We start from the raw sequence: 14,587 nt of genomic DNA, 5'->3' as shown, positions 1-14,587 counted from the left end.
ACAAAGAACAAAAGGAACCCTAAAAAAATAAAAAAATAAATGTGAGTTTTTTGCAAAAACAAATATATATTTTTACAAAAAACTCACATAAAGATAATAAAATAAGGTTATTCTTATTTCTTCACTACTATTTTATCATATTGTTCCTCAGCTCTTATTTCTTTATAACTAGGAGCATCAATCATTTCAACCAGTGCCCTTAAAACAGGACCTTCTCCCATTGGATCATTTTCCTGAGTAGGACGATTATAATAATATGTAATAGCAGGCATAATTCCGGTACCTACACAGATACCAGTAACATCGCCATTATCTGTAATTAACTTCATCATTCCTTTAAGCCCCTGCTCAGCCACATAAATAAAATCAGGGTGCAACCACCCTTCTTTAACACCACGAGCAATACCAAATACAAACATTGCAGTACCTGTTATTTCTTCAAAGGAATCTTCTTTATCAAGAAGCTGATGCCATAAGCCATTCTTACCTTGATAACGGGCTACACCACTAGCTTGTCGCTGGAAATTCTTAATCACAGCATCACGCAATGGATGATTCTTTGCCATTCTGGTAAGAAGATCTGCCTGTGCCATAAATACCCATCCATTTGCACGGCTCCAATGAGCAACTCCATGCTCATTATTATCAGTATGGTAACAGTGGTAATATATATTTTTCTCAGGGCACCACAAATACTTAGTATAATTCAAAATCTGAGTAGCAGCATCAGTAAAATACTTTTCATCTCCTGTCAGAGTGCCCATTCTGGACAAGAAAGATATAGCCATAAAAGCATCATCAGCCCAAATTGTATTAACATGCGGCCAAAGGCGCGCTATAGTTCCATCAGCCAAACGTGGCTCTGCATAATTTAAATGATCAGCTGTCTGATTAATATAATTCAAGAATGATTTATTAGGATGACGTTTCTGAAGTTCTATCAAACTTGCTCCCATGGGTCCATTATCATCAAGACGTTTTCCACGGAAAATCATGTGCCAGTTTACTTCACGAACAGCTTTCCATCCTCCTTCTTTTAATGTCTTATCATATAATTTCCTGAAATAATCAAGATTTCCTTCATTAAATACGAAGTTCATGTTTTTTAAGACATATTCATCATACTTTTTGTCGCCAATCTTATCTGCTAATTCAAGTAAAGCAATGTTTGTTACACCATTTGTATAATGCCAATCATTATATTTACTTTCAACTTTAACATCAGTTGTAAGAGGCACATTTTTAAGTGACTTATATACCTCTCCTGTCTTTTTATTTTTAAACTCACATGTAGTACTGCTTAAAATACGATCGGCAATTTTAACAGCAGCCTCTTTTGGAGTCATCTTAGTTTGAGCAGAAATAGGCACAAAAAAAAGGGTGATAACACCCAGCAATAAATTCTTCTTTAAATTCATCATAAACGAATATAGATTATATTAGAACAAGAGATGAATTTGATTTTTCAAATTCAATTCTCTTATTCTAACATAATATTTTTAATTATACACTTTACTATTTAGGGAGATTAAAAGCTACTTTCAATTCTTCCATCAATTCATCGGCCATACCTGTAGGTTCAAAGCCCATAGACTTTGCTGTCAGATATATCTGAGCTGATTTAGAAAGTGTGTCAACCATATCAAATGCTTCCATTACATTTTCGCCAACAGCACAAACACCATGCTTTTCCCACATTACTACATCGTAATCTGCAAGTTCCTTAACTGTCGCTTCGGCCAATTCAATTGAACTAGGTAATTTATAAGGAATAATACCTAATCCTCTTGGACAGAATGCTCTTGTTTCAGGAATCATACTCCAAAGTAGTTTTGTAAGCACATCTTTTTCCAGGAATGCAGGATTGTGAGTCATAGCAACCAAGTCAATTGGATGAGTATGCATTGCTGCTTTATAGTTTGATCCGCTGCCAATTAAATAATTGTGCATAGACAAGTGAGCAGGAAGTTCTGAAGTAGGGCGAACAACCTGATCTGCTATAATTTCATAACTTGCACAATCGTCACAAATACGGATAACAGAACCGTTTTCCATTGGCCAACGTGCTAAGTCGCGCATACGTTTGTTAGTACCTTTGCAGAAGAAATAGCAACCTTTAAGATGTGGAAGAGTTGTTCCTATTTGCATCTTATCGCTAATAGCTTTCATCTCTCTGATTTCATCAGTAACTACATCTGTAATATTTATAGTGATGTTACCACCATTACGTTCTGCCCAACCTTTTTGCCAAAGGTATCCAGCTACTTCAGCCACTTCAGCTACTTGTTTTGCAAGAGCCGGATTATTTTCTAAAATAGATTTCATATATTCTAATACTAATTAATTATCATTTTAAGATTGCGCCATGGCAACTACGATTATTGAAGATATAAGAACCACTAAACCAAGAACTAATACTCCAATAGTAGCACTACTTGCACCTTTCCATTCCTTAAGGATAATTCCCCAAAAATTACTAAAAGTAACATTAAGAGACATAAGAATACTCCATGAGAAAGCCAATAAAACAGGACTGTCAAGAAGAAAACTTTTACCCATTTCTAAACCAAAGAACTGTGAATACCAAAGTACACCGGCAAGAGCACAAAATAACACATTATTTGTTAAAGTCTGACTACCAACCGAGAAATATTCTTTTCCAGTCTTGTTTTTTATATTTTGCTGTATGCAATATGCTGCATTGGTTAAGAATCCACCAAGTGTTACAAGGAATATAACCGGAAGACCAGCATACAAACCTTCAACTCCACCTGCTATTGCAGCTTCTTTAATTGGTGTACCAGCGTCGAGTCCTAAAGCAAAGCAAGCACTCATTACACCTGCAAGTAAAGCAACAAGCAAACCTTTAGTTAAAGCAAAATCCTTAACAGCAGCTTTCTTCTCCTCTTCAGTCATATTTTTAGAGCGAAGACTTCCTGCATATCCGATAACAGCTATTCCGGCCAAAGTAATACATACTCCGATAAGAAGCATTAAACCTTCTCCGTGAAACAAATCTTTACCGCTGAATATTGCAGGAAAAAGGGTTCCAAATCCGGCACAAGTACCAAGAGCAATACTCTGCCCCAGAGCAACTCCAAGGTAACGCATACTTAATCCGAAGGTCAAACCTCCTACTCCCCAAAGCACACCATAAGCCATTGAAGGAAGAGCACCACCAGAACTTAGTAATTGAAAGAGATTGCTACCTGCAGGGATTGCAAGTAATGCACCTAGTAAAGGGAATACTAACCAGGCAAAGATACCTTGCACGAGCCAAAAACTTTCCCAGCTCCATTGCTTAACTTTTTTAATAGGCACATACGAACTACTTTGTCCAAAACTACCTATAGCAATAATAATTAAACCAATCAGTGTATTCATAATATTATATCAACATTACACCTATTTGTACGAATGAACCCATATGCTAAAAAGCATATGGGTATCCATGCACATTCGGCTTAATTAATTATTATCTTTTAATTGTTACGTCAGCTTCGTATTTCTGTATTTCAGCGATGAACTCTTCACCTACTGGAACATTGTTCTGTAAGCAGAACATATCCCAAACTGCATTCCAAGGAAGACTCTTAGCTTCTTCAAGAAGAGCAAGACGTTCAAAGAACTGACCGTTAGCTTCGTATTCACGTAACTTAGCGATTGGTTCAAGTAATGCTTGCATGAAACATTTTTGTGTTGCACGTGAACCGATAACATAAGCACCGATACGGTTAATTGAAGCATCGAAATAGTCAAGACCAATATTTACACGATCAAGTGCATTGCAACGTACAATTTCTTTAGCTAAATCTAAAGTATCATCATTCATGATAGTTACGTGGTCAGAATCCCAACGGATAGGACGACTTACGTGAAGCATGATTTCTGGAGTAAATAACAACAAAGATGAAATCTTATCAGCAATGCTTTCTGTTAAGTGGAAGTGACCTGTATCCAAAGTTACGATCTTATTGTTCTTAGCACCGTAACCTAAGTAGAAGTCATAAGAACCTACAGTGTAGCTTTCAGCACCAATACCGAACAATTTAGCTTCGATACAGTCTTTCATGTTATCATATTTAGTTGCAAAAATCTCATCCAAAGAGTCTTTCAACAATTCACGATACTTAAGACGATTAACTGTTTGATCCTTAGAACCGTCATGAATCCATAAGTTCATAACACAAGGAGAACCCTGGAACTTACCCATTTCTTCAGAAATAGCACGGCTACGTTTTGTATGTTCAATCCAGAAATCACGAATTTCTTTGTCTGGGTTAGCCAAAGTAAGGCTTCCACTCTTTGGGTGAGAGAAAGAAGAAGAGTTGAAGTCCAACTTCATATTCTGTTCTTTTGCCCATTCCATCCAGCTTTGGAAATGTTTTGGTTCAATTTGGTCGCGATCAACAAACTTGCCACCGAAATCGCCATAAATAGCGTGCAAGTTCAAACGATGAGTTCCAGGGATATAAGAAGCAGCCTTCTTTATATCAGCTCTAAGTTCCTCAATGTTGCGAGCTTTTCCAGGATAGTTTCCTGTTGCCTGAATACCACCAGACAATTGTCCGTCTGGATTTTCAAAACCAGTTACATCATCCGCTTGCCAACAGTGTAGTGATAATGAAATCTTTTGTAGATCTTCCAATGCTTTGTTTACATCTACCCCAACTGCAGCGTATCTTTCAACTGCAATGTCATAAGCTTTTTTAATTAATTCGTCTTTCATGATGTTTTTGTTTTATTTTTAAATATCCTCTCTATATACTTTTAAGAATTCAGCATAAGCACTACTCCACAGCTCTTCATCAGCTGGAGTAAACACATTTACTTCAACAGAGCTACGAATTAGTTCGCGCATTTTTTGAATATCAGGCACCAGTCCGGCAGCTTTAGCCTGCAACATAATATTTCCTATAGCAGTAGCTTCAGAAGGTCCGGCAATTACTTCAATACCCAATGCATTAGAAGTAAATGAATTCAGTAGATTATTCTTTGAGCCACCACCAATTACATGCAATTTTTCAATTGGGTAAGTTGACATTTTCTGTAAGCTTTCCAATACCTGACGATATCTTAAAGCCAGACTTTCAAAAATACAACGTGTAATTTCACCGAAGGTTTCAGGAACTGCTTGATTAGTCTTAACACAATAATTCTTAATCGCATCAATCATTGAAACCGGATTTGCAAAACATGGAGCGTCCGGATTAATCAGGCATTTAAAAGCTGGAGCAGCTAATGCCGCATCAATCAATTCGCCATAAGAGTAATCTTTTTCCCATTCTTTACGGCAGCGTTCGAGCAACCACATACCACAGATATTCTTTAAGAAACGAATTGTACCTTCAACTCCACCTTCGTTTGTAAAGTTCAGTTCATAACTTTCTTTTGTTACAACTGGCTTATCCAATTCAATACCCATCAATGACCAAGTACCAGAACTTAAATATGCAAAGTTTTTGTTTTCAGCAGGAACAGCAGCAACGGCAGAGGCTGTATCGTGTCCAGCAACTGCAACTACAGGAATATCTCCCAGGCCTGTTTGCTCTTTAACTGATTTAGAAAGAGAACCAACAACTGTTCCTGGATAAACTATATCATTGAACATTTCTTTCTTAATCCCAATAGCTTCCAACAATTCCGGATCAAATCGCTTTGTTTCCGGATTAAGCATCTGAGCTGTAGAAGCAAATGTATATTCAGTAACCATTTTTCCAGTAAGCATGTAAGACAACGCATCTGGAATAAACAAAATCTTGTCTGTAACAGGCAATACTGAAGAGTTATTTTTCTGAATGGTAGCCAACTGGAACAAAGTATTGAAGTTCATAATCTGAATTCCAGTCAAACCATATACTTTCTCACGAGGCATTTTCTTAAAGAATTCTTCAGGAGCTCCCACAGTGTGAGGGTCTCTATAACTATAAGGATTACGAAGGATCTCACCATCTTTACCAATGCAAACGAAATCCACACCCCATGTATCAATACCAATAGAGGTAATTTCAATTTTCTCTTTAGCAACAAGCTTCAGTCCATTAACTATCTCATTATACAGAGCAAATATATCCCAATAAAAATGTCCATTAACCTCAATTATATTATTGGGGAATCTGGTCAATTCTCTAAGTTCTATAGAACCATCTTTAACTGTGCCAAGAATTGTGCGTCCACTAGTTGCACCTAGATCTACGGCAAAAAAGTTTTTGTTCTCCATTACGTATTTTCTTTTATAATTTAACACTCCAGAAGTTATTCACTGTAACTTTCTCGCCATTGATTGTTTTACAGAGAAATCATTAAAGGTCAATCTCTTAGCAAAACAAATTTCCTAAAGATGCCCCCTCAGACATATAACCGGATTATATAATAATTAATATTGATTTTATCGCAAATATACTTATTATTATTTGAGTGTTATTGTAAAATTTGATTTTAAAACTGCTCGTTTTGGTAATTGATTATTTGGAATCATTTATGCGTTTTACGTCCCCTTTAAAATCACCAAGATTAACTTCTTTACAGTTTCTGATAATCAAAGCAGGTCCCTCAGCCGGATGTATTATTACATTGTTAAGTTTAATATGATCTGATTCTGCTATTTCTCCTCCAATTTTTGAAGTTACGAAAACATCTTCTATGGCTATACCGTGTATGTTTTGCTCCGGCAAACCATTAAAAAACATTGCACGTCGTGCATTACTACAATTTAATCCTTTTATATGAATATTCTTAAAAGCCGGTGTAGTTTCATCAACCTTAGGCAACACTTTCACCTTAGACTGTCCTTCTTCACCATCTTCCAACACCTCTACAGCTGATTTCCCAGCATAATAAAGATCAAACAGCAGTGGCTCAGTTGCAATATCCATCATACTGACATCTTTTACAAAAATATTTTCTACAACTCCACCTCGTCCACGACGACTCTTAAAACGAAGTCCTACATCTGTTCCTAAAAATTTGCAGTTTGTAACCATCACATTCTTAACACCACCAGACATTTCACTACCAACAACAAAGCCTCCATGACCTTTAAAAACCGTACAATTATCAACAATCACATTTTCACACGGACGAGCACGGCGTCTACCATCTTCATCTTTACCCGATTTAAGACAAATGCCGTCATCACCAACATCAAATGTACTATTAATGATCAAAGCATTTTTGCATGATTCAAGATCAAGCCCATCGCCATTCTGAGCAAAAGAAGGATTCCGAACTGCAACATCCTCGATAATTATATTCTCGCACATTAACGGATGAAGATTCCATGCCGGAGAATTTTGAAATATAACGCCTTGAAGATATACATTTTTACATTCTATCAGGCTAACCATTACCGGACGAAGGAAATTTTTAACAGCAAGCCACTCTTCTTCTGTTTTCAGATTACGAGGAACGTTCATATCTGCTATTTTATCACCCATCAATGTTTTCTCTGAAGGAAACCAGTAATCATCACGTTTATAAGTACCACCCCGTGAAGTAAATTCTTTCCATTGACTTTCAGTTACTTTCTGTCTTTTAACCGGACGCCAGTAATCTCCATTACCATCAATTGCTCCTTCACCTGTAATAGCTACATTGGTTAGATTACGTCCTGAAATTGGTGACTGGCAACGACGTGTGTCAAGTCCTTCAAAAGATGTTTCAACAAGTGGATAAAGATCTACATTAGGAGAAAATAAGATTATTGCTCCTTTTTCAAGATGAAGATTTATATTACTCTTCAAAACAATAGGACCAGTAAACCATACGCCACTAGGAACAACAAGTTCACCACCACCTTTCTTACTTAAACTTTCTATTGCTTTATTAAAAGCCTCGGTACATAAATCAACGCCATTACCTTTTACGCCAAAATCTGCAATATTAACTCTATTAGAGGGAAATACAGGCACCTTAATACGAGGCATCTCAAAAGGAAGATTTTTATATAAAGAGCTATATTTATCAGAGTTTCCCGATGCAAATACGGCACCACTCAAAGCTAAAGCAGCAAGAAAAAGTTTTGTTTTCAAAATCATATAAATATTATAAGTTAATTAATCGTTTATTCATTTTTCATCAAAAAAAATATCGACAATTGAGACTCAATTACACACAAAGCCCCAATTGCCGATATCAAGAATACAACTATTCATTAATCAAGTTAACCGGAATAAGCCTTACCGGTCCCAGCAAGCCAGATGGTACAACTTCCCAATTACCGTATTTAGTTGGTTTATAATTGATATCAACTAAGTTTATTTCTTTAAAGTTTCTCCATTCAATGCCACGACGATCATAATCAGCAATACGATTTGCCGGTAGATTAGTTACTTCTACTTCAATCTTATTTTCACCCGGTTTCAGGAATTTTCCAACTTTAGCAGTAAAAGGAACCGACCAGAGTGTTGCAACTTCTTTACCATTGATTTTAACGCGGGCACTTTCTCTTACATCGCCTAAATCAAGCACCCATTCTTCTGCTGCAATCGTTGGAAGATTGAAATTTACGCTATAAACACCAGTTCCCATATTTATCTTCGCCTTAGGCTCATTCAACTCAGTCCATGAGCACAATTTACCAATATTATAAACATCATCTATTTCAGGTTCACTTTTAACAAAATGAAGTTTCCAGTTATTATCAATTGTCAGCCCTACAGTCTGCGGAACTATATATTCCCAATCAGCCATCTGTACATCATCATTTGTGAATGTTTTCAAGATAATAGACTCACCCGATTTGATTTGAACATATACCTGAGTACGTCCATTGGCTTGTCTGATTTTCGCTTTACCACTTTCACCATTTAATGGGTTATAAATAACTGCCGAAACCGCCTTTACACCAAGATTAATCCAGCCTTCAACATCTTTTGGCTGTAAAGAAGCTATAAAATAGTGATAACCTGACTCATTAGAACGACGGATACAGTTCAAGCCATTAATGGTTTTCATTTCTTCGTTAACTACACCTGTTGCAGCCAACGTTTTCAGATAGTCACTTCCAGTAATAACCGTTCCTTTTTTCAAAGACTTACATGCTGTTTCTTTAAAATCGGGAGCAACAGGAAGCAGACTCAATAAGTTTTTAAAATGAGAACGTCTCTGTTCCAATTTAGAAAATCCAGGAACATCCAAAGGATAATTCTCTATAAAAATAATCTTAGCACCTTGCTCTGCGAGAGATATGAGATGAGCTAATACATCATCGGGCATCTTTTTTACAGCAGGAATAATAATTGCTTTATATTTAACTCCACCTTTTGTAAGCAGCATACCATCAACACACTTTGTATTGCGAATGAAATTATCAGAGATATAATCTACATCATATCCACTTTGATTAATCTTATGAACGGTTTCAATAAATTTTGGAGCGTTTTTATCCATTTTATGAATATCAAACTGCAACAAGCGACCATTCACATCATTCCACATATCATAAACCGGCAAATAAACAAGGAAGTCATTATCCGGTTTACCCATTTGCAAGAAAGACTGGCAACGAGTAATATACTGGAAAAGTGCAGGAGCATCATGCCAGATTGTATTAGTTGGCGACATATTTATTGAAGCATAAAACAACCAGCCCGGCCACTTGGCATCTTGGGGAGAATAAGGAGTTCCATGAAAATAAGTATGATTTATACCCGAAACAAACATCAAATCAATATCAGGTTTACATTGAGACAATGAAGTACGGAAATGCTCAGTAAGCCAGGTAAATGTTTCGGCAGAAGTATAAGGTTTCCCGGAAATGTGAGCTGCAGAAGATGCATATTTCAACATAGAGAGATCTGAGAAATTCTTCAAAGTCAATGAATCCTTTCTTAAACCTTTAATTCCAAAATTCGAAAGACCAAAACCTTCACATTCCGGTACATCTACAGTTGCGTAAAGATCAATGAGATTTCCAGGTGAACCATGAGCCTGATTACGTGTCATGCTTCCATGAGAATGCGCCCAGTTAGTCCACTGACTGGTAAAGTTTACCTGAAGCAGTTCAGATATTGTTTCCCGATAATCGGAAATAATACGGGCTGTTATCTCATTACGATTCTGATCCAGAAATTCCGGAAGATATTCCTCCAGTTTGTATCCGCGACGTTTATAGAATTGTTCGAGAAGATCGGGAGTCCAGTCTGCATTATATACTTCGTAAGAATCATTAAAAAAGTTATGTGGATAAGGAGTTTTTGTAGAAGCAAATGCTCTTTCAAAACGATTAAGATAGTTAGCTACAGCTTTGCGTGAAAAATGATTCATAACATATCCTTCACCACCAGGAGCCGCACGCTTTACTTTTTGTAACGTTTTACCATTAAAGACTGCTATCAATCTCCATTTGCCGGCAGGTGCAACCCAATTAAGTTTGCCTTGTTTATCTACTTTTGAAGTAATATCCTTACGCTGGCCATTATCAGAAAAAGCCATTAAACGATAAAGAGTAGCAATAGATTTTTGCTTTTCATCAGAAACCTGAATATTTGTAGTAAGACGTTCGCCTCCATTAAGTTGGTATTCTTCAAAAAGAACCTTACTTGCAGCATCTTCAATACTAACTTCAGGTCCACCAAATGGCCAACCCGTACCAGTATTCATATCCATTTGCATATCCAGCCTTTTTGCTTCAGACTCTGTATGACGTAACATCTTCATCCATTCGGGAGAAAGAAAATTAAGATCACGAGCTTCATTACCCATTACTCCATAAATAGGAGTAATCTCCATTGTTCCCATGCCTGCATGAGAATATTCCTGCAAGTTATAAGTAAGATTCTTTTCATCTACAGCACTTCCGAGCCACCACCAACGTGCTGCAGGTTTAGCTTCTGTTTTTACAGCAGGCCATCCAAGCTGCTGAGCAGAACAATAGATATAAAATGAGGAAAAGCAACTAACTAATAAAATTCTTTTTATCATCATAGTACAGTTTAAGTTCATATAATTAGCAAAAAGCACAAAGTAAATCTTCTCAGAAAATAAACTCTGTGCTTTCTTTTTAACCTGTTATCCTTTTTACCTTAAAAAAATTAATGTCCCAATTCTATACATCCCATTATATAAGGACCTGTAGCCTTAGCATCATTATCGCGCATTTTTTCTCCAATATAATATTCAAAGCTTCCGTCACGATAAGGGTTTCCACCTAAACCACCAACCTGGCAACAACGTGTCAGCGTAAGTGTTCCATCTTCATTTTCCTTAATCAGCTTATTTTTCAATCCTTCAAATGCCTTTTCTGCATAAGCACGATACTTCTTATCAAGATATCCTTTGTTTACAGCTTTTGCATACGCATACATAAACTGAGTAGTAACAGATGCTTCAGGGAAGTTACCTTCGCGTTTAGGCTGATCAAGAACCTGATACCACAATCCATCCTTATCCTGATATTTAGGAAGAGCATCAGCTAATCCTTGTATTTGTTTAATGACAACTTCGCGTCCTTCGTGTCCTGCCGGAATAAAATCAAGCGCATCAACCATAGCCATGAAATACCATCCGATGCTTCTTCCCCAGAAGTTTGGAGAAAGTCCGGTTTCCGGATTAGCCCAACGCTGTGATTTGCTTTCATCCCAAGCATGATAATAAAGACCTGTTTTTGGATCGTAAGTATGTTTGTGGCAAAGAGTGATTTGCTTAACAGCTTCATCAATCCATTCTGGCTGATTAAACTCAGCACCATACTGAGCCATAAAAGGGGAAGCCATATAAATACCATCCAACCATATTTGGTGTTGGTAGACCAACTTATGCCAGTAACCACCTTCCAAAGTTCTTGGCTGATCTTTTAATTGCTTAATAAGTACATCCATGGCAAGTTTATACTTCTTATTGCCAGTTTCCTTATATATATCAAAAAGAACTTTTCCTGAATTCACAAAATCAACATTATAAGAAGACTTGTCATACAGATAAATATCGCCATTATCACTAATAAGACTATCAGCCCATTCTTTTACATAATTGAAATAACGTTTGTCACCAGTCTGTTTCCACATCTTAAGCATTGCGCAGCAACCCACTCCCTGAGCATAGCCAAAGAAAGGTTTCTTTCCATGATCTAACATATAAGCCTTAGGGAAACGTCTCATTTCAGAATCAGCAAAACGTCTGGCATAAGTATCTTCCTGAAAAGAATCTGTTCTAAAAGGAGAAGCAGGCAAACCAGCTTCATTGAATAAGTTAGTACGGAAGAAAAATCCCCATCCGTAGCGTACCGCAACAGGATCTAATACCTCAGGTGCAGAAACTTCAACCTTATTATTAACAATCACAGCTTTCGCCGGATAAAAGCGTCTGTCTGTCCCCGCAATAAAGAAACCCTTTAAAGCGTCACCTTTTGATGTTAGTCCACCTTCTACATAATCAAAAGTAAGGATAGCTTTATTACCCGATATCTTCATTGATTTATACAGCGGACCCGAATATGCACAATTTCTTCCGTAAGTTTTAGCTAATGCCCATAATGCAAGACGCTCTCCTGTAATACGTTTATTACGAGGATGAATATCTGTAGAATCACCTGCATCTGTAATCACAGCCAGACCCGTATTCTTAACTGTTTGCCAGGTTTTCAGCTGAGCTTCACGAATTCCGGCAGGTTGTTTATACTGAGGAGCAATTTGCACAAAGTAGAAAGGCATTTCCGACTGCGACCATTCTTTACGCCAGCTGCTAATTAAATCGGTAAGAACTTCCTGATACTTCTCAAAACGTACAGAATTTGATTCACCCTGATACCAAATATTTCCTTTTACAGTGAAAGGAAGAATTGGATTAATCATACCATTCCACAAAGTAGCCGGAACTTTACAATAATCTTTTTCTCTTTTTACATTACTCAAAGCAAAATCCTTAAGAACGTCTGCATAAAGAGGTTTGCTTTCCATCAATTCTTTCTTCATCCATGATTCTGCATGAGTTCCACCCCAGGTAGACTGAATTAACCCCACAGGAACATTCAAACTTTTATAAAGTTTGCGCCCAAAAACAAAACCTACGGCAGAAAACTCTTTAAGGTTAGTCGGATTACATACGACCCAATGTCCTACGCAATCATCCTTTGGTCCTTCAGGAGATAGTTGATGTTGTACCTGAAATAATCGAATCTCAGGATAATCAGCATCCTTCATTTCTTCTTCTTCATTCAACATTCCGGTTTTCCATCCTTTGTCTTTAGCAACCTGAAATTCCATATTCGACTGTCCTGTACAAAGCCAAACTTCACCAATCAATACATTATTGATTTTGATCACATTTTCACCCTTTACAGTAATATTCTGTTCTTTTGTTGCTCTAGGAGTTTTTATTTTCAACTCCCACTTTCCGGCAGCATCAGCAGTAGTAACATATCTTTTAAAATTCCATGAAGTAGTAATGGCTACTTTCTCATTTGCAGAAGCTGCACCCCAGATATTAATCCATGTATTTTGCTGCAATACCATATTATCAGAAAATATAGCAGGCAGCTTAACCGTTGCATTGATCTTAACCGAACATGCAATAAAAAATAAAACAGTAAATAAATAAGTGATTTGTCTTTTCATAATGTATGTTATCTGTCGTTCTAGTTTTCGCAAAACAATTGACTTTACAAAAATAAAGAATAGAAAGCATAAAAGTATCTGTATTTTGATGGGAATATTGTCTTTTTTGTTGTTTATTAGCATTATAGCTAACAAAACTAACCGAGCGAAATAAAAGAGCCCATTGAAAAAAGTTTTTTCGATGGACTCTATTTGGGTAAGAAAAGGGACTGAATTATTTTTTATGCTTGCCGCCAACAACAGCAGTAGCCTGTTCCAATTGATACTCAGATTTAACTTTCAACTTGTCTTTTGCCTTTTTGGGCTTTTTGTTTCCTGCAGCTCCCATTTTTCTAAAATTTAAAAAGTTAATTTATATGTCTGACAATTTGTGACAGTTCACAAATTGTTATATCAAGATGCAAAAAGTATACCAACAGAGATCAATGGCAGTTAAATAAGTTAAACGAAAAGATTAGTAACAAAACAGAATTCAATCTTACTTCAAATAAAAATGATCTAAAGAAAATTATTGCTCACAAATTTTCCTAATATTCCTATTTTAAAAAAGTGACAATTTTCTGAAGAAAAAAAATCTCTCAGAAAATATTATTTTTGAAATTTAATTTTGCAATTTAGCGACTTATCTCATGATATGAATTTTCACTAAAACTTTGATAATAAAAATTGTAATTAAAAAAAGATGAAACAATTGATTGCATGTTGCGGATTAGATTGCGAAAATTGCGACGCCCGCATAGCCACAGTCCAAAATGACAATGAGTTAAGAGAAAAAACTGCCCAGAAATGGAGTTCCATGAACAATGCACCGCAAATTACAGCAGCAACCATAAATTGCATGGGCTGTCGTGTAGACGGAGCAAAGTTTGCATATTGCAGCGAATATTGCGAAATCCGTAAATGTGTACATGAAAAAGGATTTAACACATGCGGTGACTGCAAAGAATTGGATAATTGTCAGATCGTTGGCCCTGTTTTTCAACACTCTCCAAATGCTAAAGAAAATCTTCTGTCTTAGGCAATAAAATAGATTA

The 14,587-nt window shown here is 36.5% G+C and carries 10 protein-coding genes; 1 reads left to right on the top strand and 9 read right to left on the bottom strand.

The window, feature by feature from the left end:
• Window positions 1-113: 113 nt before the first annotated feature.
• The 9 genes from BUC21_RS10990 to BUC21_RS16315 form a co-directional block, all read right to left on the bottom strand.
• Window positions 114-1,421: a glycoside hydrolase family 88/105 protein gene (locus BUC21_RS10990; protein WP_175550516.1), complete on the bottom strand. Its 1,308-nt coding sequence runs from the start codon at window positions 1,419-1,421 to the stop codon at window positions 114-116.
• A 94-nt stretch (window positions 1,422-1,515) separates the two neighbouring features.
• Entirely contained in the window at window positions 1,516-2,325 is an 810-nt protein-coding gene (gene rhaD, locus BUC21_RS10985; protein ID WP_073402297.1) for a rhamnulose-1-phosphate aldolase, read from the bottom strand.
• Between the two features lie 27 nt (window positions 2,326-2,352).
• Window positions 2,353-3,384, bottom strand: coding sequence for an L-rhamnose/proton symporter RhaT (rhaT, locus tag BUC21_RS10980; RefSeq protein WP_073402295.1), 1,032 nt, complete (start codon window positions 3,382-3,384; stop codon window positions 2,353-2,355).
• Window positions 3,385-3,475: 91 nt separating this feature from the next.
• The gene (locus BUC21_RS10975; RefSeq protein ID WP_073402292.1) at window positions 3,476-4,729 is read right to left on the bottom strand and encodes an L-rhamnose isomerase; all 1,254 of its coding nucleotides are present in this window, start codon (window positions 4,727-4,729) and stop codon (window positions 3,476-3,478) included.
• 18 nt (window positions 4,730-4,747) lie between these two features.
• On the bottom strand, window positions 4,748-6,220 hold the full coding sequence (gene rhaB / locus BUC21_RS10970; RefSeq protein WP_073402289.1) for a rhamnulokinase: 1,473 nt from the start codon (window positions 6,218-6,220) through the stop codon (window positions 4,748-4,750).
• Between the two features lie 244 nt (window positions 6,221-6,464).
• The gene (locus tag BUC21_RS10965) at window positions 6,465-8,036 is read right to left on the bottom strand and encodes a glycoside hydrolase family 28 protein (protein ID WP_073402286.1); all 1,572 of its coding nucleotides are present in this window, start codon (window positions 8,034-8,036) and stop codon (window positions 6,465-6,467) included.
• Window positions 8,037-8,145: 109 nt separating this feature from the next.
• Window positions 8,146-10,926: an alpha-L-rhamnosidase gene (locus tag BUC21_RS10960; RefSeq protein ID WP_139261414.1), complete on the bottom strand. Its 2,781-nt coding sequence runs from the start codon at window positions 10,924-10,926 to the stop codon at window positions 8,146-8,148.
• A 107-nt stretch (window positions 10,927-11,033) separates the two neighbouring features.
• Window positions 11,034-13,451, bottom strand: coding sequence for a glycoside hydrolase family 88 protein (locus BUC21_RS10955; RefSeq protein ID WP_394332758.1), 2,418 nt, complete (start codon window positions 13,449-13,451; stop codon window positions 11,034-11,036).
• A gap of 316 nt (window positions 13,452-13,767) precedes the next feature.
• The gene (locus BUC21_RS16315) at window positions 13,768-13,881 is read right to left on the bottom strand and encodes an RNA-binding protein (RefSeq protein WP_139261412.1); all 114 of its coding nucleotides are present in this window, start codon (window positions 13,879-13,881) and stop codon (window positions 13,768-13,770) included.
• A gap of 354 nt (window positions 13,882-14,235) precedes the next feature.
• Between BUC21_RS16315 and BUC21_RS10950 the strand changes: the two genes are divergently transcribed.
• Window positions 14,236-14,571, top strand: coding sequence for a DUF3795 domain-containing protein (locus BUC21_RS10950; RefSeq protein WP_073402281.1), 336 nt, complete (start codon window positions 14,236-14,238; stop codon window positions 14,569-14,571).
• The last annotated feature ends 16 nt before the right edge of the window (window positions 14,572-14,587 follow it).

Origin of the sequence: Bacteroides luti (assembly GCF_900128905.1) — a bacterium.
Lineage (GTDB): Bacteria > Bacteroidota > Bacteroidia > Bacteroidales > Bacteroidaceae > Bacteroides > Bacteroides luti.
Note: the sequence above shows the minus strand (reverse complement) of the source record. Positions and strands in the feature narration are given on the sequence as shown.

Coding starts and splice junctions, on each gene's coding strand:
- BUC21_RS10990 (WP_175550516.1), bottom strand. CDS start 1,421: ATGATGAATTTAAAGAAGAATTTATTGCTGGGTGTTATCACCCTTTTT.
- rhaD (WP_073402297.1), bottom strand. CDS start 2,325: ATGAAATCTATTTTAGAAAATAATCCGGCTCTTGCAAAACAAGTAGCT.
- rhaT (WP_073402295.1), bottom strand. CDS start 3,384: ATGAATACACTGATTGGTTTAATTATTATTGCTATAGGTAGTTTTGGA.
- BUC21_RS10975 (WP_073402292.1), bottom strand. CDS start 4,729: ATGAAAGACGAATTAATTAAAAAAGCTTATGACATTGCAGTTGAAAGA.
- rhaB (WP_073402289.1), bottom strand. CDS start 6,220: ATGGAGAACAAAAACTTTTTTGCCGTAGATCTAGGTGCAACTAGTGGA.
- BUC21_RS10965 (WP_073402286.1), bottom strand. CDS start 8,036: ATGATTTTGAAAACAAAACTTTTTCTTGCTGCTTTAGCTTTGAGTGGT.
- BUC21_RS10960 (WP_139261414.1), bottom strand. CDS start 10,926: ATGATGATAAAAAGAATTTTATTAGTTAGTTGCTTTTCCTCATTTTAT.
- BUC21_RS10955 (WP_394332758.1), bottom strand. CDS start 13,451: ATGGTATTGCAGCAAAATACATGGATTAATATCTGGGGTGCAGCTTCT.
- BUC21_RS16315 (WP_139261412.1), bottom strand. CDS start 13,881: ATGGGAGCTGCAGGAAACAAAAAGCCCAAAAAGGCAAAAGACAAGTTG.
- BUC21_RS10950 (WP_073402281.1), top strand. CDS start 14,236: ATGAAACAATTGATTGCATGTTGCGGATTAGATTGCGAAAATTGCGAC.